We start from the raw sequence: 25,150 nt of genomic DNA, 5'->3' as shown, positions 1-25,150 counted from the left end.
ACGTGACCCCCCGACCCGACCTCACCTGCGACGAACTGCTCACCACGACCAGAGCCGTACGGCGCGGCCTCGACGAGAGCAGGCCGGTCGACCTGGAGCTGGTCAAGGAGTGCCTGCGCCTGGCCCTGCAGGCCCCCAACGGCTCCAACAAGCAGAACTGGCGCTGGATCGTGCTGACCGACCCCGGCCTGCGGGCCGGGATCGCCGACGTCTACCGCCGCGCCTTCCTCGAACGGATGGCGCCCCTGTTCGCCCGGCTCGACGAACTCGACCCGCGCACGCGACGCATGGCGACCGACGGCCGGGACCTGGCCAAACGGCTCCACCGCATCCCGGTGCTCGTCATCCCCTGCCTCGAACTCGCCGACGGGCACCTGCCGGAGGGCAACCAGGCCGGGCTGTGGGCCTCCCTGCTGCCGGCCATGTGGAGTTACGCGCTGGCCGCGCGCAGCCGGGGCCTGGCCACGACCTGGACCAGCGTCCACCTGGACCGGGAGAAGGAGGCGGCCGAACTGCTCGGCCTGCCGCCGAACGTGCGCCAGGGCGGCCTGCTGCCGACCGCCCACAGCCTCAGGACCGACTTCGGGCCCGGCCCCCGTCTTCCCCTTGAGGAGGTCCTGCACATCGACGGCTGGAACGGCCCTCTCAGAGACGGCTCCCAGAACGGCTCTCGCGAGGACGACCCAGGGAAGGAGCCGAACCCGTGACCCCCGTCCCGGAGCCGCCCGTGCTGCGGGTGGACCTCCACGACGTGACGCGGGTCGGCAACAAGTTCGCCAGGCTGGAGTCGATGCGGCTGGCCGGTCTGCCCGTGCCGCCGCTGTACTGCCTGCCCGCCGAGGCGTTCGACCTGGTCGTGGGGAAGGTCCGTGACGGCCTGCCCGCCGTGCCGCCGCTCGGTGACGCCGGGGCGGTGAAGGCCTGGGGCGAGGCCGCCACGGCGGAGGTGACCCGGCTGGCCGTCCCCGGCGAGCTGGCCGATGCGGCGCTGGCCGCCTTCGACGAGGTGATCGGCCCCGACGGGCTGGCGGCCGTACGGGCGTGCGTGGTGCCCGCGGCCGGTCTGACCGGTGAGGACGACGCCGCCGACCCGTTCGCCGGGATGAGCGACAGCTTCCTGTACGTACCGCGCCGTGACCTGCTCACCAGGATCGTGGACTGCTGGGCCTCGGCCTACAAGCCGGAGGCCGTGCTGTACCGGCTGCGCGCGGGCGCCGACCCGACGGCGACGCGGGTCGCCGTCGGCGTGCAGCTGATGGTGCCGGGAACCCGCTCCTTCGTCGCCTTCAGCCGCGACCCGCGTGACGGCTCCGCCCGGCACGTGATCGCCGCGGCCCTCGGGATCGGCGAGGGCGTGGTGCAGGAGAAGGCCGACGTGGACCACTTCTTCGTCAGCCACGCCACCGGCGAGGTGACCGAGCGGACGGTCCGCAAGAACCGGATGGTCGGCCCGCCGGACGGTTCCGGGGAACTCGCCCTGCTGGCCGTACCGGACGAGCTGGCCGGCAAGCCGGTGCTCGACCGGGAGCGGATCTCCCGGATCGTGGAGGCCCTCACCAGGATCGAACGGCACTTCGGCTGTCCACAGGATGTGGAGGGCACCTTCACCGAGGACGGGCGGCTGTACGTGGTGCAGGCCAGGCCCATGGCGGAGCCCCCAGAGGAGAGACCGCGGACCCGGCAGGTGCTGTGGAGCAACCACAACATCACCGAGAGCTACCCCGGGGTCTCCGGGGCGCTGACCTACTCCCTCGCCCGCGACTTCTACCGGTGGATCTTCACCGACCTGTACCGGCGGATGGGCGTGTCCGAACGTTCGCTGCGCCGCGACAGGCACCACCTGGAGCGGATGGTCGGCATGGTGGACGGGCGGGTCTTCTACCGCCTCGACGCCTGGTACGCCCTGCACGGCAGGCTGCCGGTCTTCGAGTTCGTCAGGGGGTGGTGGGAGCACTCGATGGGGCTGGCCGACGACCCCCGCTCGGTCCCGCCCTGCCCCGGCTGGCCGCTGCGGGCCCTGCGGATCGCCCCCGGCTACCTCCGCAGGGCGCTGCGCCACCCCCGTGACGTGCGCGAGTTCCTGACCTGGTGGGACGGGACCGCAGCCACGGCCCACGAGCGCATCGACCACGCCGAACCCGCGGAACTGGTCGCCTTCTACCGGCGGCTGTGGGCGCAGGTCGCGGTGCGCTGGGGGGTCACGCTGACCAACAGCGTCTTCAGCATGACGGTCGCGGGCACACTAGACCGGCTGCTGCGCCGCTGGGCCGGGCAGGACGGCCGTGCCCTGATGCTCGGCCTGCTGTCCGGCGGGCCGGACAACCGCTCGCTGGCCGCACTGCGTTCCGCGATCGCGCTGGCCGAACTGGTCGGCGCCAACGGGCCCGCCCGCGAGCGGGTCCTCGCCGCCGAACGGCCCGAGGACGCCAGACGGGCGTGGGAGGAACTGGTCGAGGGTCGGTACGGCTCCGCGATCGCCGGGGCGGCCGTCGCGCACCTGCGCCGCTACGGCGACCGCGCGGCCGGTGACCTCAAGCTTGAGGAGCCGACCCCCAGGCAGCGGCCGTGGATGGTGCTCGACATGGTCCGCCCCTTCGTCAGGCAGGGTCTCACGGTCGCCGCGAGCCGGGCCGAGGAGCTGCGGGTCCGCCGGGAGGCGGAGCGGGAACTGCGCGAACGCTGCCCGGGTCTGCTGCGCCGTACGGCGTTGCGGCTGCTGGCCGCCGCGATGCGCGGGCTGGTCAAGGCGCGGGAGGACACCAGGTTCTGCCGCACCGAGCTGTACGGCCTGTCCCGGGGAGTGCTGTTCCGGCTGGGGGCCGAACTGGCGAAGGCGGGTCACCTCGACCGGGCGGACGACGTGATCGACCTGACCGTGCAGGAGGTCCTCGGCGCCTTCGAGGGCACGCTGCCCGGCGCCGACCTGCGTCCGCTGGCCGCGCACCGCAGGAAGGAGCGGGAGTTCAACGAGACCCTGCCCGCCCCGCCCTCACGCCTGCTCACCGGCGAGGGCCTCGCCAGGGACGTGGGGGCACGGCGGACGGAGCCCCGGGAGCAGGAGGGAGACCCCCGGCTGCTGCGCGGCCTGGCGTCGAGCGCCGGGCTCGTGCGCGCCCGCGCCAAGGTCGTGCCGCACCCCTCGATCCCCCCTGAGGCCTGTCAGGACAGAATCCTCATCGCCAGGGAGACCGACCCCGGGTGGCTGTTCCTGATGAGCGCCGCCAGGGGACTGGTCGTCGAACGCGGCACGCTGTTGTCCCACACCGCCATCACCGGCAGGCTGCTGGGGGTGCCGACCGTCGTCGCGGTCGCGGGCGCGACGACCCGCATCCCCGACGGGGCCCTGATCGAGCTGGACGGAGCCGCGGGGACCGTACGCGTCCTGGACGAGGCCCCCGAGGAGGGCGAGGGATGATCGGCCGTCTCGGCAGGTACGTGCTGGGCAGCTACCCGCCTGCCTTCTACCTTCCCTACGGGGTGAGCTGGGCCGTCGGCGTCACGGCGCTGTTCGCGCTGGTCGACCCGCGTCTCACCGGCTGGCGTCCCGACGTCGGCGTCGTGGTCGCGGCGCTGACCTTCGCGATCGACCTGCTGCTGATGCGGGCCCTGGACGACATCAGGGACCTCGACTACGACCGCGAGCACAACCCCGGACGGCCGCTGCCGAGCGGCGCCGTCCGGGTGGGTGACCTGGCGGTCCTCATCGCGGTCGGTGTCGTGGTCGTGCTCGCGCTCAACGCGGGCCGGGGGATCGCCCTGGTCGCGCTGGCCGTGCAGCTGGGGTACGCGCTGCTGGTGCTGGCGGCCGACCGGCTGCTCGGGTGGCCGCACGGCGACGACGTGGTGACCGGCCTGCTGGTCAGCTTCCCGGTGCAGATCCTGATCAACCTCTACCTCTACGCCGGGGTGCTGCACCAGACGGGCCTCGGGCCGGGGTGGCACGCGGTGCCCGCGCTGCTGACCGCGGCGACCGCGTACCTGCACCTGGAGTTCGCCCGCAAGGTCACCCGTGATCTACGGCCGGGCGAGCGCAGCTACGTCACGGTGTGGGGTGCGGAGCGGACGGCGGTGATCTCGACGGTCAGCGCCGTGGTGTCCGTCGCGGTCGCGCTGGCGTTCGTCCGGCCGTGGGAGTCGTCGCCGTGGGGCTGGCTGGTCGTGCTCCCGCTGGGCTTCGTCGTCTCCGGCGCCGACGCGTTCTGGCGGCGGCGGGCCGTACGGTGGCCGGTGCTGCCGCCCGCCCTGTTCCTGCTGTCCAGCTTCGTCCTCTATCTGGTCGTGGCCCTGCTCGGAAAGGACACCGGATGACCCCCCGCCGCTTCCCCTTCCCCAGGGAGTACGAGGACCTGGTCGTGGCCCTATTCGGAGAGGACGCCGGATGACCACCCGCCGCTTCCCCTTCCCCGAGGGGCCGGACGCCCGGCCGCCGAAGGAGTACGAGGAACTGCTCGGCCAGCCGGGCCTGCCCGAGGTGACGCTGTCGAACGGCAGGCAGGCGCTGCTGGTCTCCCGGCACGCCGAGGTCAGGGCGGTGCTGTCCGACGACCGGTTCAGCCGGGCCGCCTTCTCCGGGCGGCCGATGTTCGCCCGCACCCCCGAGTCGCTGGCGCTGGCCACCAGCGACCCGCCGGTGCACACCCGCAGGCGGAAGGCCGTACTGCACGCCTTCACCGCGCGCCGGGCCAGACAGCAGACGCCCTGGCTGCGCGAGGTCGCCGGGGAACTGCTCGACGACCTGGAGAAGGGCGAACGGCCGGTCGACCTGGTCGACGGGTTCACCGTGCCGCTCGCGCTGCGCGTCATCACCGAGATGCTCGGCGTCCCCTGGGCGGACCGGACCATGCTGCGCCCGCTGGTGGACAGGATGATGTCCGCGGGCCGGTTCGCCCCCGAGGAGGTGGCCGAGGCGCACGCCGAGTCGCGGCGCTACTTCACCGCCCTGGTCGCGGCCAGGGGCGAGGAGATCGCGGCCGGACGGCCCGGGCCCGACCTGCTGACCGAATTGCTGACCGCGCCGGAGGAGGAACGGCTCAGCGTCGAGGAGATCGTGGTCTTCGGCGCCGGGCTGCTGATGGCGGGCTACGAGACGACCGGCAACCAGCTGGCCATGTGCGTGCTCACGGTGCTCCAGGACCCGGCCCTGGCCGCCCGCCTGCGCGCCGAACCGGACGCGCTCGCCCCCGCCGTCGAGGAGATGCTGCGCTGGAACGCGCTCGGTTCGACCGGCGGCGCGCCGCACGTCGCCACCGAGGACGTACGGCTCGGCGAGACCCTGGTGCGCGCGGGCCAGGTGGTGGTGCCGCTGATCGACGCCGCCAACCGGGACCCCGGGATGTTCGCCGAACCGGGACGGTTCGACCCGGCCCGTGAGGTCAACCCGCACCTGGCCTTCGGGCACGGCAGGCACTTCTGTCCCGGCGCCCACCTGGCCAGAGCCGAGATCCACGTCGGCCTCGGAGCGCTGCTCGGCCGGTTCCCCGGGCTGGCGCTCGCCGTACCGGCCGAGGAACTGGTGTGGCGACGCGGCATGTTCATCCGGGGGCTACGGGAGCTTCCGGTCCGCTGGTGAACCCTCCCCGCCCGGTCACGGCCGGGCGGGGTGTTCCTCTTGCGGGGTGCCGCCGGCCCGTCAGGGCCGAGCTGGAGGAACCGCACCTCCTGCGGGGATTCAGGACTCGCAGGGCCGTGTCGCGAACCCTTCAGGGCGATGAGGGACTTGCGGGTGGCGGTTCAGAGGAGATGGGCTCAGGGTGCGTGCCTTGTGGCGTTTCCGGTGAGGCGGTGTTTCGCTGCGGATTCGCTTCGTCTGACTGCATGGAGGAAGGGTTCCATTGAGCCTTCAAGCGCTTGGGCGTCATCCAATGCGGCGGCTTTGATCACCGATTTGAGTGCCGCGATCCGTGCCGGTGCGAGTCTGGCGCGGAATCCAGGGTGGGTAAGCACTTCGCGAGCGGAGTGGGCACCACCGACGCCGGTGGCTTCGGTCAGTAGGCGGTCGTAGATGGGGGAGGCGACGACTTCGTCCTCGGCGAGGATGTCGATGATCGTCAGTCCGAGACGGGTGCGGAAGTCCACCAGAGTGAGATCTGGTTCAAGGTCGAGATACGTCGCGAGTATCTGAGGCGCGTGACTGCCTGTCTTCCTACCGGCGGCTCGGAGGGCCATGGCGACCAAGCAGGAGTGGACTGCGGCTTCCCATGGCTCGTTGATCTCCGTGTGGTCGAGGAGATCGAGGGCCGCGTCAGGAGCGTTGCCAAAGACCTGCGTGAGGATGGTGATCTGTCGCCCTTCCCAAAGGCGCAGGCCGATGCCGCGAAGTTCCGTCGCGTAGGTGAGGGCTTCCTGCCATTGACCGGCTCTTGTGAGCGCGCGGGTGCCCTCGGACAGGACAACCTGCCATAGCCACTGGCTTGTCTCCCGTCGATCGTCGGTCGTTCGGAGAAAGCGGCGCAAGGAGAAGGCATCGCCGTCGAGGTCGGCTGTTCCTTGGTTCTGGAGGGCGGCGAACAGGGTGTGGAAGAGATGGAACGCGCGCTGGCCATCGCCGTTGCGGATATGGATGCGGCCGAGGTTGACGGCGGGCTGGAGGGCGAGTTGGGCGTGGGCGGCTGTGAGCGGGCGGGCGGCATGGAAGATCACGAACTGACGACGGCACAGGTCGCGGGCGAGGTGGGGCATGCCGCAGTCGCTGGCGAGCAGCGCGGCGAGGTTGAGTGCTTCCGCTGCGCGGAGAAGCGCGTCATCGCCGCCTTGCTCGGCTTGATCGGCTCGGGCCTGGATCTGGTTGAGGCGGATGTCGAGGGGACGGCAGATAGGTCTGGGCCGTGCCACAAGCGGAAAACGCAGCGCGGCCAGGTCTCGCAGGCCGATGGAGGGTCCGGCGACCGGTGCCATCGGTGTCTCCTCGGAGGGTCGACGGAGGGGAGTTCACCAGGAGATGGTGAGGCGGGTGTCGGGCCGTTCGATGCGGATGCCAGGGGCGAGCCGGTCATCAGGTGTTCCGGCAGGGTAAGCGGTGATGATCGGCTGGGCGGGGCGAGTACGGTTCCACTGGTGGAGAAGCTCGGTGAGGTGGGCGGCGAGGCGTTCGCCGTCCGGGCCGTGGGCGGTGATGCCGAGTTCTTCGGAGATGGGGCCGTGCTGGCGCAGTGTCAGGTAGGCGATGGTTCCACCGTCGTAGAGGGCGGCTCCGGCCCAGCGGAGCGCCGGGTCGATCAGGCCGCTCTTCCTGGCCGCTGACCCGACGACGAGGCGGCCGAAGGCACCGGTGTTGGTGGCCAGCCACAGGTCGAGGTGGTCAACCAGGTCGTAGTCGCTGATGTAGACGCCCGTCCACCGCTCGTTGGCGGGGTGGGTGAGGGCTTGGACGAGGGCTTCTTCGTCTGCCGCGTCGCGGGCGTCCACGTTGAGGGCGACGTCGTCAGCGAGCTGAACGGCGACGCCGGCCTGGGTGTCGTCGGAGGTGCCCCGCATGGGGACGAATCCACAGACACGGGCATGGCTGCCGGTGAGTACGCCGGACGGGTGTCGGTCGAAGGCGATGGAGCGGGTCAGGCCGCTGCCGTGCAGGCGCAACGGGATGACGATGCGTCCGCCGACCGCGAGTTGGGCGTACAGGGCCGCGGACAGATCCCAGGCTCCGGCAGTGACGATCATCCGGTCGAAGGGGGCGTCCGGCTCTGAGCCGGCTGCGCCGTCGCCGCAGACGACCTTCACGTGGGAGTACCCGGCCTTGACGAGGGAGTCCCGGGCGGTGGCGGTGAGGTCGTCGTCGATCTCGATGGTGACGACCTTGCCGTGTGGACCGACGATCTCGGCCATCAGGGCGGCGTTGATGCCCGTTGCCGTTCCGATCTCCAGGGCCGTGTGTCCGGGATGAAGGTCGAGGTCTTCGAGCTGGGTGGCCACGAGATTCGGGTGGGAGGCCGACGAGAGGGCGGTTCCGTCCGCGGCGAGCTTGGTCACCACGACCTGCGGCTTATAAGCCTGGTCGAGGTCGACACCTTCGAGAAAGAGTTCCCGCTCGACGGCCCCGAAGGCGGTTTCGACAGCCTTGGTGCGGAAGGTTCCTCGCCCCCGGATGTAGGTGACCAGGTCCGCGCGCAGCCGCGCGGCGTGGGCAGGAGAGGTCTCGATCTCGTGAGTCGTCACCGCGTCGAGGCTAGTCGGGGCCGTGACATTCGGGCGCATGAAATCGGCATGGAGGATAACCCGGTTCGCGGCGCCGGCCAGGGCGCCCTGGAGGGGTTCCGGGATACCCAGGCGATTCCATGTGAACAGAACATGTTGGGCGAGTACGGCATGCAAGCCCCGAGTCGGGATGCCCTGGTCGGCGAGATCGGCATGGCGCCGTCCGGCGAGTTCGAAGGCGTCGAACCAGTCCGGTCTGACGTTGAGATGTTCGACGGCGGTAGCGGTGTCGGCCAGAAGGAGTTCACGCACGGCTGCCACTTCGGACTTCGTTGGAGGAACGGATGGTGTGGTGCGCTCTTCGGCGACCATGCTCCACACCTGACCCTGGTCGTACCAATCACGGCCGGCACCGCGCAGCATCGAGGTGGCGAGGAGAAGTGCGAGCTCGCGTGGGTGGGAGCCTCCTTTGCGCAAGTGATCCAGAACGTGCTCGCTGTCGATGTGGAACAGCTCGTGTGCGATCGCCAGGCTTTCAGGGCCGCCGAAGACTTCGAGTAGGGGCTCGTAGATCACGCTGGACCACCGGGAGACGTCGCCGTGGGCGACGGCCTCGTCGAAGGCGTTCTCCAGCATGGACGTGGCGTCGTCATCGCGGGTGGCCGCAGGAAGGTACCGCACACGCCATCGCGTCCCTTTACGTACGAACCACCAGGAGGCGACGACCCCGCTCCGTGTCATACCGGTGAGAACGTCGCCCAAGCGGGTGACGGCGGCCTGTTCGGCGGCCTGCCAGGTCGTGCACCAGTAGCTGATCTCACGCCAGGTCGCGTGGCGGGGATCGGCGTTCGCGGTCATGTTGATCGTTATCCGTTCAGTTGATCAGGAGGTTTCGCTCCCAGCCCGTTGCGGTCCGGGTCGCGATGGTGTGCAGGATCAGGGCGGCGCCCGCGGTTCCGTCGACGAGGCCGGGTTTGGTCCAGGAGCTTGACGGTTTCCGGCGGGCTTGTTCGATGAGGGAGCCCACGAGGAACGGCAGCCGGTCGCGGAGGGCCGGGGTGAGCGCGTCCATGGCGGCGAACCAGCTGACAGCGGTGACTCCCGCCCAGCCATGACAGAGGGAGGGGCCCTCCAACCAGCTGAGCTGGACCGGGTCGGCGACACAGCGCAGCAGAGCTTCCTCTGCCTTCCGCTGACGCGTCCGGTCGTGGAGGGCCAGGCCGGCGAGCTGGAGGGTACGGGTGATGCCGGGCGCTCCGTAGCACCAGGAGGGCCGGGCGGGACCGCCCTGCGATGATCGGCCCTTCTGAAGCTCGGTGTGGGTGAGGCGTTCGGGCCACCACGGACCCGCTGGGCCTTCCTCCTGATGGGTGTCGAGCCATCCGCAGATCCGGTCGATCGCGGTTGTCTGTCCGTCCACGGTCACACCGGCCCGCTTCGAGGTGGCGAGAAGTGCGAGCGGGCCGGTTATGCCGTGTGCCATTCCGTGATCGCTGTGGCCACCGAGAAAGCCGTCTTTCGGCTTCCCCGTGGGGACCTGGAGGGTCCACCAGCCCGGTACGGAGTCGCCCGCCGGGTCATCGGCGGGTATCGGCTTGGTCAGCCGCACGAGGTAGGTGAGCACGCGCCGGATCAAGTCGCCGTGCGGGTCACGGCGGAGAAGGAACGCGCCGAGGCCGGTCAGGCCGCGGACCAGGTCGAACTCGCCAGGCTCGGGACGTTGAGCTGAGGCCATACGAGCTTCCGCGGCGTGTAGGCGGCTTCGTGTCATCGAGGCCACCACGGCATCCAGGCGTTTCGTGAGCTGGTCGCCCTCACCCGGCCGGACGGCCACGGACAAGGAGAAGGCGAGTGCGGGAGCCCCGTGCCAAAGGCCTGCGCCCGGACCTGCGCTCACCTCCTCCTCCGCCGCGAGTGAGAGCCAGTCGCGGACACGCTCCCAGCCTGAAAGCCCGGTCTGCGCGCGAACTCCGTGCAGGATCGCGATGCCGGCGGCGCCTTCCGAAAGGGATTGACCATTCCAACGCGGGCTGTCCGGGCCATACCCCTCGGCAGGATCGGTCATGGGCGGTTCAGCCAACGCGTCTGCGAGCTGTGCGGCCATCTCTCCTACCGCGGGGTGATCCATGAGGCTCACCGGCCGACACCTCCGGTGGAAGCGCGCTGGGAGGACCACGCGAGGGCGACGGACCGGGCGAGCCGATGACAGGCCTGCTCACATTCCGGGTCGATGCCGTGCGTACGGATGTGGTTCATGTGCAGCAACGAGCCGAACGGGGAGGCCACCACGCCGTCGTCCCCGAGAAGTCGGACATAGTGAGCTGCCGCCTCACTCCGCGCTGTCCATGCGGAGGCCAGGTCCTGCCCGCCGTTGAGCGGAAGCGGCAATGATCGCGTGGGTTCGGAGAGGAGGACTGCTTGACGGACCGCCTCACGCTTGGCCGCAGGCGCGGGACCGATGTTCGCGTGATCGATAAGCCAGCGCATCCCTGCGGGAGGATTCCCGGCAAGGGAACACGCGAAGTTCACCAAGGATGCGGCGGTCAGTGCCCTCGGGTTGAGAGACGGATTCCGGGAGAGAAGCACCAACTGGGTCAGGACGACGGAAGAGTCGGCAGCGAAGAGAGCCTCTGCGGCCTTCAGCGATTGCCCCGTACCATAGCGAACCGTCTCGGGACGGTAGGTCGAGAAGGTCAGCTCGCCGATCAACCTCCGGCGGCGCATGTCCGCAGCCCACGTACTGACGTGTGCGACTGCCTCGCCGTACTCCTGACTGCCCACGTGCAGGCGCAGCCGGAGGTGTGGGACGGGGTCGCGGTAGCGGACGAACCACCACATCGGCGGACGTTCCCAGAGAGCCAGAAGGCCGGGGAGATGGTTCGTGAGGATCGTGTCGAAGACCCGAGGATCACCATGAAGCTGGGCGAAGACGACTTCGGGTTCGGACGGTATCGCCTGGTCCGGCAATACCACTCTCAACGGTTGCTTCCGATCGATGATGACTGGCGGAGGCACGGGCGGCGAGGTGCTCGCCAAGGGGACGATGATCTCGTTCGCACGGCCGCCGAACCATCCGTGATCAACGGCGGTTGAGGCCTCTGACACCAGAACCGGGTCTGGGCCCGTGCGGGCTTTGGCCAGATATTCGCGGAGCACCGCTCGGTCCATGGGCTCGTCCAAACGGAGCCTCAGCCGCAGGTCGGACTCTCCGACGCTCACGACATCGGGCAGCCCCAACCGGTCGCGGAGCATGGTGAGATCGCGATGCCATCGGTTCCCGGAGATGCCGAGAGCGGGCAAGACGTCAACGGGAATTCGCCATCGCGCCGGCGAGAGGACCGTGCGGCGGTAGACGACCCGAGGGAGGAACGGCAGGCAGCGTGCCGCGCCCCAGGCGAAGGGCGACATACCGGAGAACAGGGCACGAGGCACTTCGAAGAGGAAGCGGACGATCGGCGGCATCGTGTCGCGCGACGCGGCATGGGCGAGGACGGGCTCCACCACGACGCGTTTCGAACGGGATATCAGGTACATCCCTTGGCTGTTCGCCGTCACCGCGAGGTCGCTGAGGAGGAATCGGAACTCGTCGCCGGTCTTGTGCTCGGCGAGCGTGATCAGGTGCGGTAACAGTTGCGGGGAGCGGGCGACGTTCTCCAGGTGAGGGTGGCGGGGCGGGAATGACAGCTGTGCCGCGATCGCGCCCTCCACTCCGACCGGTAGCCGGCGACTCTGCTCGATCCGCTCGTCTCGGTCGCCGTCGGCCAGAAGGTCGAGGAACCGGCCAGAGAGGGCGAATCCGGTTCTGCCCATACCGGAGACACTCAGCCGGAACTCGCCGTGGGCGAGGGCGGCCAGGGATGGTGCCAGGACTTCCGCGCACAGCTCCAGGTGCGGAACCGTCCGCAGCCGGTCTGTTCCGTCCGGGTGAAAGGAGTCGATGAAGGCATCGTCGATACGGACCTCCCGCACGCCGTCGAGAGCGGCTTGCTGCGCCAAAGCGAGCAGGCGTGTGTCCCGTAGGGACAACGCCGCCGGCAGGTCTCCTGGGGGTTCGGTGAAGTGCTCGGGGAACCCGAGACCCTGAATGGGATCGGTGAGTTGCGTGACCGGGACCAGGGCATTCGCGTAGTACCGGGAAAGGAATGCCGAATGGTATGCCCGCCAGCCGGGGTGCCCCGCAGAATGCGGGCTCAGCCGTACGAGCGCCCCGACGGCTGCCGCTGCTTCCTCGGCCACCTGCGAGGGAAGGACCATCTCCTGGTCGATACGGAGATCCACCATCAACGGTTGGCCGGCCACGGGCGTCGCGATGCCTCGCATCCGTACCGATGCCCCGTCGCGGTCGTGCTCCATGAGCGTATGGATCTCGGCCAGTTCCGCTACGAGATGTGCGACGCTCGGAATCGTTCCGGCTCCGGCCTCGCGCAGCCGGGTCAGAACATGATCGAGGCGGTCGACGCACGTCGACGGAGGCCGCAAGCTGGAGATGAGCAGCCCACCGAAGATCAGGCGATCGATCATGGCGTCGATGTCCTCGACCGGTACGTCCGGGACCGTGGCGGAGACCTTGCCGATGAGGTCTTTGACGATGATCGGGGATGCCGCTTCGCCGAGCACGGTTCGAACAACCGACGTGTGCCGGACCGAGACCTCCGTGGAAGCACTTCTCTTGAGATCGCCCGAGTGCGGTTGCCACGGGACAACCACTCGGTCACCCCGCACCACGAGAAGATCGTTCGCCACAACGGGTAGACGCTGACGCAGTTCCGCGTCCCCTTCGAGCGCCGCGATAACCAGGCTCAGCCACATGGAGTCGGCACGTGCCCGAATGAAGGACCGCCCGGGACCCGGACGGACCGACGGCGTCTTCCCGAACCGCAGCAAGCCGACGCCTGCGAAGATGCCGAAGGGCGTCGCGCGTCCCCGCATCCGCACCAGATAACGAGCCAGCGACACGACCATCTTGCGGATGTCGGCGGCCCCAGGCCGGTCGCCCTGGACGACCCCGGCGATCCGACCGGCGAGAACCGGACTGGCGATGGCCACCGCCCGTGCGACGTCAGGCAGAGACCAAACCTCCACCAGCCACAGACGCCACCGCCCTTCTTCGTCCGCGCGATCCAGGGACGGCCAGAAGCCGGGCGCCAGGTCGCTTGGTGCGGTCGCCGCTCGGAACATCGCCGCGCCGACGGGCTCGAACCATGCACGCCTTCGCGGACTCATCACAGCTCCTTTCGCATCATCTGGGGCGAAGTCGGAGGTACGGCCTCCAACGCGAACGCGCGTTGGAGGCCACCGCGAGCTCAGGTCAGCAGTCGCCGGTCTTCTTCGTGTCGCAGCCGTTGTCGGTACTGCACTTGCGGGCCAGTACGGCCGGGCCGGTCTCGACGATCCTCATGTCGAGGCCGTCCAGGAGAGAGCCCATGGCAGTCATGGGTGCGAAGAACTCGACGTCGGAGGCGCTCTTGGACATCTTGGTTCACTCCTCTTTCTGGCAGGCAGGGTCGACTTGATAGGGGCAGGAATGAGGAACCCGGAGGGCCACACGTGGTTTTCCGGCGCGACGACCGTGCCGAACACGTCAATGCAGGTGGTTCTCAGTCCGGAGACGCACCGGTCGCCGTGGGGCCGGTGCCGCGTCCCGGACCGCTGGTGCTTGGTAAGAAGCTCTCCAACGGGGTCAAGACGCTTGCGCGACTCGACTTTGGCCGATCGCCTGGGCTGGAGAACAGGGAATTCACATCGATTCACACCGATGGGTTCAGAGGTGGAACTCCTCGTGCGGGATCGCGCGCTCCCAGACCATCTCGAATGCGCCGACGATCTGGGTGACGTAGCGCGGGTCTGACACGTACTCGTAGCCGGGCACGTGGTTGCTGTCGCCGCCGTTGAAGTTGAACGCGACGAGGCTCTGGTCGAACATCCAGAAGTCGGAGTGCGGGAGCATGATGCCGCTCGCCTTCTTTCGGGGCAGCCAGCGGACTTCCTCGCCGGCTTTCACGTTCACGTCCGTGACCATGTGCTCCCAGCGGATGTAGTCGCTGACCGGCTCCGAGACGATGCGGGCCCTGCGCATCTTCACTCCACGGTTCACCGCGTCGCTGACCAGGCCGATCCACCTGCTTCGGTCGGTGCGTCCATCACCCCCGGCGAGCCAGTCGTCGTATCCGGGCTCAGGTCCGTACAGGTCGCGCATCTCCAGGTGCACCGCGGACCGCTTCGCTGTCGCGAGCATCTCGGCCAGGGTCGGAGACCCATGGCCCTGTCGGGTTCCTTCGAAGCCGTTGAGCGCGTCCAGAATGAGCTGACGCATACGGGCGGGGAGCCAGACGACCGCCTCGTCGGAGGCGATCGCGCCGTGCTTCGCGATCATTTCCAGAATTGTCGGATTCGTAATGATCCGGCCCTGGAACAGGAAGTCACCCGTGTTCGGGTCGATGAACACCGCGGGGCAGTGCTCGTCGCTCGACTCCGGATCCTGGCCGACGAATGCAGGCTCGAACCTGCTCATGGAGGGCTCTCCTTTCCTTGGGGCTCGCTGTGCTCTGATTCTTGACGACCTTCACTCTTAGTGAGCAGATCGTCAATCCCTGTGATCGCTTCATTGATCAACGCTCGGGCGCGTTTGCCGACGACAGAGATCCCCCAAAAGCGTTCCCACGCCTCCACATAGAGTTGTACTTCTGGCCGCGAGGTGATGTTGAGGTCGCCGGAGATGAGCTCAACCGTCACCACCCGGGTGTCCGCCATGGTGAAGGACTCGCCGGTGATCACTCCTGCGCGATGGATGCCGCGGGGGATGATTCCGAGGACGACCGTCGGACGGCTCATCACCTCAAGGAGGTACTGGAGCTGGTCCCGGTGCGCGTCGAGTGGCCCCGGCCAGTACCAGAGGACGTCCTCCTCCAAGAGGAACAACCATCGCGCGTCCGGCCGGTCGAGACAGCGTTGCCGGTCCAGCCGGGCCTCGACGGCCTCCGAGACGTCGTCGATCTCCAGATGCTGGTCAGCGCGAGCGGCGGACAAGTACGCCGTGATGATCCTGGGGGTCTGGAGCAGACCCGGAATCACCCGCGTCTGGTAGACGCGATTCAGCTTCACCTGCCAGTACTTGTCCCGCAGCCGCTCCTGCCTTCCCCGAAGTCCGGCCCGGTTGAGATCCGTGTGGGTCAGCCACATCCCGGCGACGGCGGCCTGTTCGTGAAGCAACTCCGTCGTCTGCTGCTCTGTCGCCTCGCATATCCGGCACCAGAGCCGTACGTAGTCGGCGGTGATGGTCCGCTGACCCTTTTCGATCATCGTCACCTGGCTGGCACTGTTCCAGCCTGCGTGGCGTGCGAACTCCTTGCCGGTGATGTCGGCCTCGGTACGCAACTCCCTGAGCTTCGCACCGAGGCGTTCCCGGGAAGCTTGGGCACTTGAGGAAGGAGAAGCCGGCATCGTCAGCCGCGCGTGGTTCCCTGCGGCCAGATGGCGCACCCCAAGAGGCCGCATCGGCACGCCTGAGCCACGACGTCGGTTCCTTCGCACACCGTGACCGGCTCGTCGCCTACCTGCCTCAGACGCACTCGAAGCATCGGCGTCACCGGTTGGACCGCCTGCTCCGCCAGGCCCATGCGCCGGGCCACACCGATACGTGCCATCAACGTCTCCAGTCCGGCAGCAATGATCTCCAGCGTGCCAGAGTCTCCTGAATCCGCTGGCCCAAGTCGGCCATCCTGCGATCCCACCAAGACATGATCGCCGCCCACAGCTCATGGGAGTCGATCACTGGACCTGGCTGACTACGTCCACAGCGACGCTTCCCACTATGACCACCCCATCAAGGTCTCCGCTCAGGAGCCTCGCCCATGGGATATCGCACACCCTTCAGGGCGATGAGGAACGTCCACGGCGCTGACGTCGGCCTGGTCCACACCACGTTGCGAACCCTTCAGGGTGATGAGGGACTTCCCTTCCGGCAATGGCTCTCCGAGGTGTGGGCCGGTTGCGAACCCTTCAGGGTGATGAGGGACAACCTGACCAAACCGCACCGAGACCCCGCCAAGGCGCACGGTTGCGAACCCTTCAGGGTGATGAGGGACTGGCTCATCCGCCACCCAGCGGCCTGGAATTCGGGTTGCGAACCCTTCAGGGTGATGAGGGGCCCCAGGAAGGAAATCCCATGTACAAGCACGACACGTTGCGAACCCTTCAGGGTGATGAGGGGCCCTACCCAGGCATGGGCTGCGCCTGGGAACTGGTCGTGTTGCGAACCCTTCAGGGTGATGAGGGGCGCGCTGCGGTAGCCCAAGCGGCAGCAGCGGAACGTGTTGCGAACCCTTCAGGGTGATGAGGGGCCCGAGGGTAAAGCCCCAGGTCAGGCGTGCTCACGTGAGGGTGGCGCGGGCTGTTTCTGCGGCAGTCCGGCGGTAGTGCAGCGGTGCAGGTCAGAGCGTTGATCATCTTTGGGTACGGCCTCGGGGTGTGGGGCTCTGTCCATGATGACGGGCTCGCGGGGCGGACGTCGAATGTTTCAAGGTCTGTGCTGTTCGCGAAGGTGCCCGCAGTCGGAGGCTTGAAGGTCAGGACCCGATCGGAGTGGTTCTGGCGGTGGTCGTAGCGCGGTGGGTGGCGATGGTCGCGGCGGCCATGGCGCGGCCTTGAACACGTGCAAGACCTCGGCGCTGTGTTGGCGTCGAGGTCTTGCGTGAAGGCGAACGGTCAGGCGTCGAAGGTGCCGGTGTTCACGCGGCTGATGAATGAGCGCCACTGGGCGGGGGTGAAGGCCAGGGCGGGGCCGGAGGGGTCTTTGCTGTCGCGGACGGCGACCAGGCCAGGGAGGTTCATCGCAACCTCAACGCATGCGTTGCCAGTGCCGCTCAACTTCGACTTGCGGAACTCGGCGCCGGTCAGGTCGGGGGACGGGGACATGGCTACTCCTTTATGCACTTGGCGATCATCATGCGGCTCTCCTCCGCCGGAAGTGCCAGTTTGCAAATACGCTCAAATGTCACTTTATAGCGGTCTACATGATCAGAACTCTCAACGTAGACGTCTCCGGCGGTACCCTCTACATAGGCGATGTCGAGGTCATCGTCTTGGTCGAACTCCAAGATGATGAAGGATCCCTCCAGGCCGGCATGCTCCCCAGCCGCGAAGGGCAGCACCCGGACGGAAACGTTGGGTCGCTTGGTGGCGGTAACCAAGGCGCGAAGCTGCTCGTTCATCACCTCTACACCCCCAATGGGGCGATGTAAGACTGATTCGTCCAAAACAACACGCAACTCGGGCGCGTTCGGCCTGCTCACGAGGGTTCGGCGTGCCATTCGCGCCATCACCCGTCGGTCCACTTCCTCTGCGTTTATGTGGGCGCCGGTGTTGATGACCGCACGAGCGTAGTCCTCGGTCTGAAGCAGGCCAGGTATGAGCTGGACGCCCCACTCGCTGATGATCGTAGCCTCGTCTTCCAAACCGACGTACGATCCCACGAAGACATCCTTGTAGGACGTCCACCACCCGCGCCGTCCGGCTTCTTTGGCCAGGGTGACGAGCGCTGAATGCGTTGGCTCAGGTACCGAGTAGAGGTCACAGAGCGTCGCCATATCGCCGGGGCTCGGCTTCCCCTCGCCGGTTTCCATGCGGTTCAGCTTCGATCGGGACCAGCCGATTTGGGACGCTGCTTCCTCGGTGGTCCATCCGCTCGCGGCGCGTAGTTGGCGTAGCTCCCTGGCCAGTCGGCGCAGGCGAACAGTGCTGTGTGTCTTTATAGGTCCGGTACGCGGCATTGCTCGTCCTCTCGCGGGCTGGCACTCCAACTATTTTCAGATTCCCGTTGCCGGAGTGGGATTCCCAGATAATGATAGGGAATCCAAGGGGATGAAGCAGAGGAGGTGACACGATGGTCCTGTTGACCAAGAGGTCGGCGCCTACGAATCGGGCTTCTCGTCTTTCGCTTGGCTTCACTTCATCCCCGAGGCTAGAACTACAGCTCTCCCGAATGGTGGGGATTCCAGTCTTCGCGGGGGCGGACATACGTGCCGCGACCGGAGACGGTGATCACATAGCCGTCCTGGACCAGCTTCTTGCGGATCTTCTCCGCAGTGCCCCGAGCGATGCCGAACTCGTCCACGATCTGAACCTGGCTGGCGATGGGATGGTTGATCTTGTATTCGCCGCGCACAATCCGATCGCGGAGGATCTCGTAGACCTGTTCCCACACAGTCCGCGGTCCCTCGAAATCGATCATGTGGGTGACCGTAGAGCGCTATGGCACTGTCTAAGTTCCTGAGAGAGACCATGGGCGCCTGTAGGAGCCCATGGGACACCATGAGATAGACGACAGCTCCTTCGTATTGCTCTGCCCCAGAAAAACGGACCTGCCCGACGTCGCGACCGCCGGGACAGGTCCTCTATCAGGAAGGTGCCTCCTGACGTGAGCAAGAGTAGTGCCCGGGACTCCGGCCCGGACACGTCGATCCGGGACGGTTGCGGCTGTTTCGCCGGTGCCGTTCCGCTGCCCATGGGGTGTGCTCGGTGTGGGCATGCCCCCTATGCCCACGGCTGCCCACACCAGGACGGGCACGAGTACGTGCAGCCGTCCGGACCGCTGATGAACGCCCGTCTGCAGGCCCGCCGCGAGTACGGCCCGCAACTCCTTCCGGCGCCTCGGCCTCCGGTGGAGGTGGCTCCCGCCGAGGTGGTTCCGTTACTGCCTGCTCAGCGGCGTCCCGAGCCCGATCCCGATCCTGAGGTGCCCGCGCTGGCCCCGGCCGCGAAGGCCATACTGGACGGTCCTGTGGAAATGGCTGGTCAGGGGCATTCTGCTCCCGAGCCGGCGTCCCAGGCCGCGACCGTCGTACCGGGTGGTCCTGTGGAGGAGGGCGGCGCTTCCGCGCCGGTGCCTGTGGACAGGCCGGTCGCCGCTCCGGTTGTGCCGGTACGGCCTCCGTTGCCCAGGCGGGTTCGGCGTCCGTTCCCCATGGTTCCTCGGTCGGGGGTCATCTGGACGCGGGTACACCGGCCCGGCCGCCTGGCCGTACGGCCTCGATGTCCCGTTGCTCGTGCTCGTACGGCCTGTCGGCCGGTTCGGATTTCGGCTGATTCTTGTCCCGCAGGGCAGGCCCGTCTGGCGAACGCCCCGGCCAGGCACGCCTCTGGTCGGATCTTGGAGGTCCAGATCATGCAGCACACTCCCGACCGGCCGGTGATCCCGGGCTGGCGGTTGATCATCAGTGACGCGGGCCGGTTCTGGGCCTTCCGCAACCACGTCTTCTCCCGCGTCGCCGTGCGGGCCGGAGCGGAGTCGGCCGTGGACGCCGACACCTTCGAGGAGATCCAGGCCATCGTGGCGGAGCAGGAGGAGAAGGCCCGCGTCGCGGCTCTCGTCGAGGAGGTCACCTCGTGACGGGACGGCACCGTGACGGCCAACCGTACGCGCCGGTGTACAAGCGGGTGTGGGACGGCCCGGCACGCGCCGAGGCCGAGCGGATTGACCAGGCATGGGCCGACTGGACCGTGCTCTACAGCTTGGGCCGACGTTCCTTCTACGCCGTCGCCGCCTGGGACGGTCCCCGGCCGGTGATCGTGGAGGATCCCACCTCCGAGGGGTTGGAGGAGCGGATGCGGGAGGCCGAGATGATCCGAGCGTTCCGGCTCTCGCCGCAGTCTTCCCCGGCGCCGGTTCGGCGTAGGAGGGGCGGTACCGGCCGTCCGTCCTCTGGGGCGCGGAACGAGGTGGTCGGCGGGGAGCGGGGTTCGCCGGGCGAGGGACCGGTGCCTGCCGGGGGACGGCCTTCGTTGGGTGAGGGGACGGTGCCCGCTGGTGGACGGCCTTCGCCGGGGGAGGAGACGGTGTCCGCCGGGGGACGGCGTTCGCCGGGTGGGAGGGCGGCATGATGCCTCTCGTCGAACCGACGTGTCCAGTGGATGGTGTCGCATATCCCAGTTGCGACAGCTTGCGGCGGGCTCATCCTGACTGGCTGGTTTTCCACAGCTCACGGTCCGGCCTGTGGAGCGCCTATCGGAGTGTCCTGTCCGGCAGGCCGTGTCCCGGGGACGTGCTGCTGGTGCGGGCCGGGTCGGCTGAGGAACTGGACCGCAAGCTGGCCGCTCAAGCCCTTCCGGTGGTGCCGCCGAGCATCCAGGCCGTGGCCGTCGCCCGCGCGCTTCGGACGCGGACCGCCCGGGTCGTTCAGGCCGTATGCCCTGGTCAGGCCATCGCGCCTGGTCGGTCTACGGCGTTACGCAGGTTGCTGCGCTCCCCATAGCCGGTACGGCGGCTCGCCGTACCCCTTGAGCGTGCGGTTCAGGGATGAGGGACCTGGACCGCACACGACTCCGGAAAGCCGGTACGGCGGGCGGGAAGGCTCACGGCCCGCCGTACCTCCTCAGACGTGCGGCTCAGGTGGGAGGGACCTGGGCCGCACACCCTCGCGAGACGGCTTCCGCGCACGCCGGGACATGGCAGGGCGTGCTGGGGAAGGAGGGAGCCGTCTGGCGCGGTCCCCACACGCGGGGCCGGTCCTCCTCCAGGGTGCCCGGCCGTCGTGCTCCCCGGCTCGGGGCCGGGCACCCGCCCCCTCACCCCCGACAAAGTCATGAACCCCGGACCCCCACTGAGCCTCACAACCCAAGCGATCAGAAGCCCAGCCCGCACACCCTCCGCCACTGAAGGAGAAGCTCCTTGTCCCCCCTCAAGGCCGTCGCACCGGACGGCACCTTCACCACCGGCCCCGACACCACAGAACGCCTCCTCACCCCCGGCGAGGTGGCCCGCGTCTTCGGGGTCGATCCCAAGACCGTCAACCGGTGGGCGCTCACCGGGCGCATCCCCTCGGTCAGGACCCCCAGCAACCAACGCCGCTACCGACAGAGCGACATCGACGCCCTCCTCAACCCCTCCCCCTGACGGCCGTCCAGGAGGCCGGGATCGATGAAGGGCGAACAGAGGAACCAGCTGGGCCGCCCCGTGAACGTCGCCGAAACAGTCTCCCCGCCCGGTCGAGGCCGGGCGGGGAACCCGTCAGCGCGGGCCCAGGTTGATCGAGCCGAACACGTCGCCGGCCTGGATCACCGTCCCGTGGATCGTGGCGTCGCCGCCGATGGTGTTGGAGACGTCGTGGCTCTGCCGTACGACCTTGGCCGTCTCCTGTGCCCAGGCGGCCAGCTCGTCGGCGAAGGCGGGGTCGGCCGTGGCGCGGTCGATGAGGATGCCGGTGATCTCCTCGGCCTGCCCGGTGGTGCCGCCGGGGGCCGCCTCAAGGGCGGCGACCTCGCCGGAGTCGCCGCCGAAGCGGTTCCTAGCCAGGGTGACCAGCGAGGTCCAGGCGCTCTTGCCTACCTCACCCGCCGCGCCACCGACGAGGGCGGTGACGATCGCGGTGAGTACGGTTGGGTCCATGACGGCGCTCCTGTGCTCTGATCGGCTGCCCGCGGGCGGGATGCCGCCCGCGGGTCGATCATGGCCGAAGTCGGGAGCGTCAGGGAATGGGTTTGTCGGGATCGCGGAGTTCGGCCAGCAACTCGTCCCGGTCGGCCAGCAGGTTCGCCAGGATCCTGCGGGTGGCCACCATCAGGTCGGCCAGGTCGGGGGTCGAGAGCGCGTACACGACGGTCGCCCCGTCACGGGTGGCGTTCACGATCCCGGCGCGGCGCAGTACGGCCAGCTGTTGGGACAGGTTGGAGGCCTCGATGTCGAGTTCGACCAGGAGGTCACGGACGGGCAGCGGGCCGCGTTGCAGCAGCTCCAGAACCCGGATGCGGAGCGGGTGCCCCAGCGTGCGGAAGAGGTCGGCCTTGACCTGGTAGAGCGGCGCGGGCATGATCAGAACGCCCCGTCGGCGTGTGCCCGCGGCCTGGCCGCGAACGCGTTGACGCCGCCCACTTCTCGTGGACCGATGACCTCCTGCTGGATCCAATCGAGGAACACAAGACACTTATAATCTGGCAAATTGCATAATTGTTCAAATCGTCAGGTTTCTAGGTAGGATGAGGCCGTGTTCTGTTCCCCAACGCCGCTCGGCAGACCCGATCCCGGTCGATACGAGGATGGGGTAGGGCGTCGCTGGGTACAGGTACCGGCGAACACAGCCTGACCTGCCGCGCCAGGCTGGATTCGCCGGCGACGCGACGGTGACAGTAGGTCAGCACGGCCGTGTGAGGGAGTACAGCCAATGGGGCGGGGTCGAGCCAAGGCGAAGCAGACGAAGGTGGCGCGCGAGCTGAAGTACAGCAGCCACGGGATTGACTTCAACCGGCTGCGTGAGGAACTCAGCGCGACCGGGGGCTCTGCGAAGGAGGACCGGACGGAAGAGCCCGTGGAGGAGCTTCCCAACCGGTAGGTTCCCGCGCCGGATCGCCGAGCCGTACGGTGCCGGTGAAGCCACACGAGGTCTTACCGCGTTGGCGCAGCCGTACGACACGAACGAGACCGTGTGGCGCGACGGAGCCTTATATGACCGGCCGCCGGAGTCCGGCGGCCGGTCCTTCGGGTTCCGTGGGGTCAGGGGGTCATCGGGAAGAGGCCTCCGACCAGCAGCGCGCCGATCGCGATCGTCAGCGCGTACGTCTCAAGCGGGACGAGGTCACGTTCCCCCGAGTGCGTACGGCTGCCCGCGAACAGCGCGAAGAAGCACCGCATCACGGTCATGCCGTTGACGCCGACGGCTCCGGCCAGCGCGAGCCAGACGACCGGTGACCCGGTGACCGACCCGTGGATCAGCAGGTGGCCGCCCACGAACCCCAGGGAGAGCGGGAAGCCGACCGTGGCGAGCCCGCACAGCAGGAACGCCACGGCCAGCCGGGGGGTCCTGGCGAAGTTCCCGCTCGGCGCGCGCAGCGACAGCGTGCCGCGCCGCGCCTCAAGGGCGGCCAGCGTCATGGCGAGCCCGGAGACGGCCAGCGCGGAGGCCTCCCAGGTCAGCACCGCCCCGGAGACCGCCTCCGGCGAACCGCCGAGCCCACACGTCACCAACCCGGTCTGGCTCATCGTCAGGAAGGCCAGCGCGCGCCTCGCCTCCCCCTGGACCACCCCGAACAGCGCGGCCACGACGGCGGTCGCGCCGCCGAGCAGCGCCACGTCGCGGGCGAGCGGAACCGGCAGGTCGAGCTGGGCGAACAGGCCGAGGGGCGCGGTGTGGAAAACGACCACGACCCCCAGCGGGACCCGCTCGACGAAGCGGGGATACCAGCTGTGCAGCGGGACGACCGCGAACCTGGCCATGATCGCGAGCACCACGAGGACGCCGCCCGCCGTCCGCCAGCCGGTGGCCGACAACGCGGTGCCCACCCCGAAGAGCAGGACGCCGGGCAGGTGGTAGGCGGCGAAGAGCCGGTCGAGCCGGTCGCCGCCCCGGCTTCCCTCGCCGCCGCGCAACCCGGCCCACACCAGCCAGGCCGACAGAGCCCACAGCACGACGTCGACCGCCTGGTGCCGTACGGCCACGAAGCCGCAGGAGACCGCGAGCAGCCGCAGGATCCTGGCCAGCGTCGCGGGCGGGTGAGAGGCCAGCGGGCTCATCGCGACGACCAGCAGGCCCGCCGCGCACGTCGCGACGACGACGAGCCTGGCCGTGCCCTCCGGCAACACGGCATGTTCGCCGGAAAGAAACGGGACGAACCCTCCCGACCAGGGCAGCACGACGGACAGCGCCGTCGCGGCCGACGCGCAGGTCACCGCGGTACGGCGGGCTGCCTGCCGGTCGGCCACCCGGGCGACGACCACGGAGGACACCAGGAACAGCACCGCGACCAGCGAGGGGACAAAGGTGATCACGACGTGCGCCCCTCTCTCACGGGAACGGCGGTGTCACCGGTGCTCAGCAGCCGCGCCCACCGGTCGTCCAGCGACTCGGCCCGCCTGACCAGGCGCGCCAGCCCGCCGACCAGGTGGTCGCGCAGCCACGCGTCGAAGTAGCCGCGTTCGAGCGCGTAGCGGTACAGCCACGCCCGCGGGCCCGCCGGGACGAGCCGGTCCAGGTGCCTTCCCGTCGGCGGCAGCGGCGCGCCCAGCGCCTGTTCGAGGTGGTGGTGGTCGTGGATCAGGCTCGGCGAGCGCAGGATCTGGGCGGTGCGCAAAGCGGCGTGCGCGACCAGGTGCGCCAGCGCGAGGTACCGCAGCCCGAACCCGACCTCGACCAGGACCACCCCGATCTGGGTCATCGAGGCGTAGGCCAGTGTGCTCTTGATGTCGGTCTGGGTACGGCCGACCAGGGTGGCGTGCACGGCGGTCAGCGCGCCGACCACCACGATCGCCGCCCGCACCCCCGGCGCCCCCGACCAGGCCGACTCGGTGCGCAGCAGGAGGTACGGCCCCATGCTGACGGAGATCGCGCCGTAGAAGACGGCGCTCGACGGCGTCGGCCCCTCCATGGCGCGGGGCAGCCAGCCGCCGAGCGGGACCTGGGCGGCCTTGCCCATCGAGGCCCACAGCAACGCCAGGCCGACCACGAGCGCGTCCCCGCTCGACGTGGGGGGCGAGAAGAGCGCCCACCCGCCGCCGTCGACCCCGGCCACGCTCGACGAGCCGGTGGCGTGGTGCAGCCACACCACCGCGACCAGCAGGCCCACGTCACACGCCCGGTAGACGAGGAAGGCCCGCAGACCGTGCTCGACCGGCCTCCTGCGTTCGTGGAAGAACGCGATCAGCAACGCCGAGGACAGCCCGGCCAGCTCCCAGCCGACGAGGGACAGTTCGAGGGCGCCCGCGAGGGCCACCAGTTCGACGCCCGCGCCGAACAGCGCCAGCAGCATGTAGAAGCGCAGGTATCCGGGCTCCCGGTGCAGGTAGCGCCGGGAGAAGACACCGATCAGGCCGCACAGCAGCGCGGCCAGGATCGCGAAGGGCAGCGAGAGCCGGTCGCCGACGAGCAGCAGGTGGAACTCCGACTCCCCGCTGCCGAACCAGGTGCCGACGGGCGCCGTCACCAACGTCCGCCCCTCGCCGACCATGACGCAGGCCAGCGTGAGCGCGGCGGCCGTCGCCAGCCCGAAGGCCAGCGCGACAACCGACATGACGAGGAAGTAGGCGAGGGCCAGGCCA

22 protein-coding genes and 1 CRISPR repeat array are annotated in these 25,150 nt (G+C 68.8%); of the genes, 8 read left to right on the top strand and 14 right to left on the bottom strand.

Going from position 1 to position 25,150, the window contains the following annotated elements:
- Positions 1–2: 2 nt before the first annotated feature.
- The 4 genes from ACFOYY_RS10065 (at position 3) to ACFOYY_RS10050 (ending at position 5,569) form a co-directional block, all read left to right on the top strand.
- On the top strand, positions 3–707 hold the full coding sequence (locus ACFOYY_RS10065; protein WP_386189531.1) for a nitroreductase family protein: 705 nt from the start codon (positions 3–5) through the stop codon (positions 705–707).
- The gene (locus tag ACFOYY_RS10060; RefSeq protein WP_386189530.1) at positions 704–3,415 is read left to right on the top strand and encodes a PEP/pyruvate-binding domain-containing protein; all 2,712 of its coding nucleotides are present in this window, start codon (positions 704–706) and stop codon (positions 3,413–3,415) included. Before ACFOYY_RS10065 ends, ACFOYY_RS10060 begins: the two co-directional genes overlap by 4 nt.
- Positions 3,412–4,308: a UbiA family prenyltransferase gene (locus ACFOYY_RS10055; RefSeq protein WP_386189529.1), complete on the top strand. Its 897-nt coding sequence runs from the start codon at positions 3,412–3,414 to the stop codon at positions 4,306–4,308. The genes ACFOYY_RS10060 and ACFOYY_RS10055 overlap by 4 nt, the downstream gene beginning before the upstream one ends.
- A gap of 70 nt (positions 4,309–4,378) precedes the next feature.
- Positions 4,379–5,569 (top strand): cytochrome P450, encoded by a 1,191-nt coding sequence (locus ACFOYY_RS10050; RefSeq protein ID WP_386189528.1) that lies wholly within the window; start codon positions 4,379–4,381, stop codon positions 5,567–5,569.
- 176 nt (positions 5,570–5,745) lie between these two features.
- Here the strand turns inward: ACFOYY_RS10050 and ACFOYY_RS10045 are convergent, their stop codons facing one another.
- The 10 genes from ACFOYY_RS10045 to ACFOYY_RS10000 all read right to left on the bottom strand — a co-directional run bounded on the left by ACFOYY_RS10045 (position 5,746) and on the right by ACFOYY_RS10000 (position 18,358).
- Complete coding sequence (locus ACFOYY_RS10045) at positions 5,746–6,894, bottom strand: hypothetical protein (protein ID WP_386189527.1); 1,149 nt, start codon at positions 6,892–6,894, stop codon at positions 5,746–5,748.
- Positions 6,895–6,927: 33 nt separating this feature from the next.
- Positions 6,928–8,988: a methyltransferase, FxLD system gene (gene fxlM, locus ACFOYY_RS10040; protein ID WP_386189526.1), complete on the bottom strand. Its 2,061-nt coding sequence runs from the start codon at positions 8,986–8,988 to the stop codon at positions 6,928–6,930.
- A gap of 16 nt (positions 8,989–9,004) precedes the next feature.
- Positions 9,005–10,234 carry a lanthionine synthetase C family protein gene (locus ACFOYY_RS10035; protein WP_386189525.1) on the bottom strand — a complete coding sequence of 410 codons (1,230 nt, stop codon included), beginning with the start codon at positions 10,232–10,234 and terminating at the stop codon, positions 9,005–9,007.
- A 29-nt stretch (positions 10,235–10,263) separates the two neighbouring features.
- A complete protein-coding gene (locus ACFOYY_RS10030) occupies positions 10,264–13,353 on the bottom strand; it encodes a lantibiotic dehydratase (RefSeq protein ID WP_386189524.1) in 3,090 nt (1,029 codons plus the stop codon).
- 85 nt (positions 13,354–13,438) lie between these two features.
- The gene (locus tag ACFOYY_RS10025; protein ID WP_362911329.1) at positions 13,439–13,603 is read right to left on the bottom strand and encodes a hypothetical protein; all 165 of its coding nucleotides are present in this window, start codon (positions 13,601–13,603) and stop codon (positions 13,439–13,441) included.
- A 288-nt stretch (positions 13,604–13,891) separates the two neighbouring features.
- Positions 13,892–14,641, bottom strand: a complete 750-nt coding sequence (locus tag ACFOYY_RS10020) for a DUF6879 family protein (protein ID WP_386189523.1) — start codon at positions 14,639–14,641, stop codon at positions 13,892–13,894.
- Entirely contained in the window at positions 14,638–15,570 is a 933-nt protein-coding gene (locus tag ACFOYY_RS10015; RefSeq protein WP_386189649.1) for a helix-turn-helix domain-containing protein, read from the bottom strand. The genes ACFOYY_RS10020 and ACFOYY_RS10015 overlap by 4 nt, the downstream gene beginning before the upstream one ends.
- A 481-nt stretch (positions 15,571–16,051) precedes the next feature.
- A CRISPR array of direct repeats spans positions 16,052–16,470; the repeat unit is 29 nt; unit sequence GTTGCGAACCCTTCAGGGTGATGAGGGGC.
- Positions 16,471–16,833: 363 nt separating this feature from the next.
- The gene (locus ACFOYY_RS10010) at positions 16,834–17,043 is read right to left on the bottom strand and encodes a DUF397 domain-containing protein (protein ID WP_386189522.1); all 210 of its coding nucleotides are present in this window, start codon (positions 17,041–17,043) and stop codon (positions 16,834–16,836) included.
- A gap of 2 nt (positions 17,044–17,045) precedes the next feature.
- On the bottom strand, positions 17,046–17,897 hold the full coding sequence (locus ACFOYY_RS10005; protein WP_386189521.1) for a helix-turn-helix domain-containing protein: 852 nt from the start codon (positions 17,895–17,897) through the stop codon (positions 17,046–17,048).
- A gap of 197 nt (positions 17,898–18,094) precedes the next feature.
- Positions 18,095–18,358: a GntR family transcriptional regulator gene (locus tag ACFOYY_RS10000; RefSeq protein WP_386189520.1), complete on the bottom strand. Its 264-nt coding sequence runs from the start codon at positions 18,356–18,358 to the stop codon at positions 18,095–18,097.
- 933 nt (positions 18,359–19,291) lie between these two features.
- Between ACFOYY_RS10000 and ACFOYY_RS09995 the strand changes: the two genes are divergently transcribed.
- From ACFOYY_RS09995 to ACFOYY_RS09985, 3 genes are all read left to right on the top strand, one after another.
- Positions 19,292–19,516: a hypothetical protein gene (locus tag ACFOYY_RS09995; protein ID WP_386189518.1), complete on the top strand. Its 225-nt coding sequence runs from the start codon at positions 19,292–19,294 to the stop codon at positions 19,514–19,516.
- Positions 19,513–20,007, top strand: coding sequence for a hypothetical protein (locus ACFOYY_RS09990; RefSeq protein WP_386189516.1), 495 nt, complete (start codon positions 19,513–19,515; stop codon positions 20,005–20,007). Before ACFOYY_RS09995 ends, ACFOYY_RS09990 begins: the two co-directional genes overlap by 4 nt.
- A 787-nt stretch (positions 20,008–20,794) precedes the next feature.
- Complete coding sequence (locus ACFOYY_RS09985; RefSeq protein ID WP_352015833.1) at positions 20,795–21,019, top strand: BldC family transcriptional regulator; 225 nt, start codon at positions 20,795–20,797, stop codon at positions 21,017–21,019.
- 114 nt (positions 21,020–21,133) lie between these two features.
- Here ACFOYY_RS09985 and ACFOYY_RS09980 read toward each other — a convergent pair whose 3' ends face one another.
- Together ACFOYY_RS09980 and ACFOYY_RS09975 are read right to left on the bottom strand one after the other, a co-directional pair.
- The gene (locus ACFOYY_RS09980) at positions 21,134–21,511 is read right to left on the bottom strand and encodes a hypothetical protein (RefSeq protein WP_352015834.1); all 378 of its coding nucleotides are present in this window, start codon (positions 21,509–21,511) and stop codon (positions 21,134–21,136) included.
- A 79-nt stretch (positions 21,512–21,590) separates the two neighbouring features.
- Positions 21,591–21,932 carry an ArsR/SmtB family transcription factor gene (locus tag ACFOYY_RS09975; RefSeq protein WP_352015835.1) on the bottom strand — a complete coding sequence of 114 codons (342 nt, stop codon included), beginning with the start codon at positions 21,930–21,932 and terminating at the stop codon, positions 21,591–21,593.
- A 351-nt stretch (positions 21,933–22,283) separates the two neighbouring features.
- Here ACFOYY_RS09975 and ACFOYY_RS09970 point away from each other — a divergent pair, with 351 nt between their 5' ends.
- On the top strand, positions 22,284–22,451 hold the full coding sequence (locus ACFOYY_RS09970) for a DUF3073 domain-containing protein (RefSeq protein WP_352015836.1): 168 nt from the start codon (positions 22,284–22,286) through the stop codon (positions 22,449–22,451).
- Between the two features lie 161 nt (positions 22,452–22,612).
- Here ACFOYY_RS09970 and ACFOYY_RS09965 read toward each other — a convergent pair whose 3' ends face one another.
- Both ACFOYY_RS09965 and ACFOYY_RS09960 read right to left on the bottom strand, forming a co-directional pair.
- Positions 22,613–23,884, bottom strand: a complete 1,272-nt coding sequence (locus tag ACFOYY_RS09965) for a proton-conducting transporter transmembrane domain-containing protein (protein WP_386189513.1) — start codon at positions 23,882–23,884, stop codon at positions 22,613–22,615.
- Positions 23,881–25,150, bottom strand: a 1,270-nt coding sequence (locus ACFOYY_RS09960) for a proton-conducting transporter transmembrane domain-containing protein (RefSeq protein ID WP_386189511.1), incomplete at its 5' end; no start/stop codon positions are given. The genes ACFOYY_RS09965 and ACFOYY_RS09960, both read right to left, overlap by 4 nt.

Source organism: Streptosporangium jomthongense (assembly GCF_042650425.1).
Classification (GTDB): domain Bacteria; phylum Actinomycetota; class Actinomycetes; order Streptosporangiales; family Streptosporangiaceae; genus Streptosporangium.
This window is presented reverse-complemented; position numbering and strand designations above follow the sequence as displayed.

What these genes read in the sequence shown, in the direction of transcription:
- ACFOYY_RS10055 (WP_386189529.1), top strand. Translation starts at nt 3,412, where the DNA reads ATGATCGGCCGTCTCGGCAGGTACGTGCTGGGCAGCTACCCGCCTGCC.
- ACFOYY_RS10050 (WP_386189528.1), top strand. Translation starts at nt 4,379, where the DNA reads ATGACCACCCGCCGCTTCCCCTTCCCCGAGGGGCCGGACGCCCGGCCG.
- ACFOYY_RS10045 (WP_386189527.1), bottom strand. Translation starts at nt 6,894, where the DNA reads ATGGCACCGGTCGCCGGACCCTCCATCGGCCTGCGAGACCTGGCCGCG.
- fxlM (WP_386189526.1), bottom strand. Translation starts at nt 8,988, where the DNA reads ATGACCGCGAACGCCGATCCCCGCCACGCGACCTGGCGTGAGATCAGC.
- ACFOYY_RS10035 (WP_386189525.1), bottom strand. Translation starts at nt 10,234, where the DNA reads ATGGCCGCACAGCTCGCAGACGCGTTGGCTGAACCGCCCATGACCGAT.
- ACFOYY_RS10030 (WP_386189524.1), bottom strand. Translation starts at nt 13,353, where the DNA reads ATGAGTCCGCGAAGGCGTGCATGGTTCGAGCCCGTCGGCGCGGCGATG.
- ACFOYY_RS10025 (WP_362911329.1), bottom strand. Translation starts at nt 13,603, where the DNA reads ATGTCCAAGAGCGCCTCCGACGTCGAGTTCTTCGCACCCATGACTGCC.
- ACFOYY_RS10020 (WP_386189523.1), bottom strand. Translation starts at nt 14,641, where the DNA reads ATGAGCAGGTTCGAGCCTGCATTCGTCGGCCAGGATCCGGAGTCGAGC.
- ACFOYY_RS10015 (WP_386189649.1), bottom strand. Translation starts at nt 15,570, where the DNA reads ATGCCGGCTTCTCCTTCCTCAAGTGCCCAAGCTTCCCGGGAACGCCTC.
- ACFOYY_RS10010 (WP_386189522.1), bottom strand. Translation starts at nt 17,043, where the DNA reads ATGTCCCCGTCCCCCGACCTGACCGGCGCCGAGTTCCGCAAGTCGAAG.
- ACFOYY_RS10005 (WP_386189521.1), bottom strand. Translation starts at nt 17,897, where the DNA reads ATGCCGCGTACCGGACCTATAAAGACACACAGCACTGTTCGCCTGCGC.
- ACFOYY_RS10000 (WP_386189520.1), bottom strand. Translation starts at nt 18,358, where the DNA reads ATGATCGATTTCGAGGGACCGCGGACTGTGTGGGAACAGGTCTACGAG.
- ACFOYY_RS09995 (WP_386189518.1), top strand. Translation starts at nt 19,292, where the DNA reads ATGCAGCACACTCCCGACCGGCCGGTGATCCCGGGCTGGCGGTTGATC.
- ACFOYY_RS09980 (WP_352015834.1), bottom strand. Translation starts at nt 21,511, where the DNA reads ATGGACCCAACCGTACTCACCGCGATCGTCACCGCCCTCGTCGGTGGC.
- ACFOYY_RS09975 (WP_352015835.1), bottom strand. Translation starts at nt 21,932, where the DNA reads ATGCCCGCGCCGCTCTACCAGGTCAAGGCCGACCTCTTCCGCACGCTG.
- ACFOYY_RS09970 (WP_352015836.1), top strand. Translation starts at nt 22,284, where the DNA reads ATGGGGCGGGGTCGAGCCAAGGCGAAGCAGACGAAGGTGGCGCGCGAG.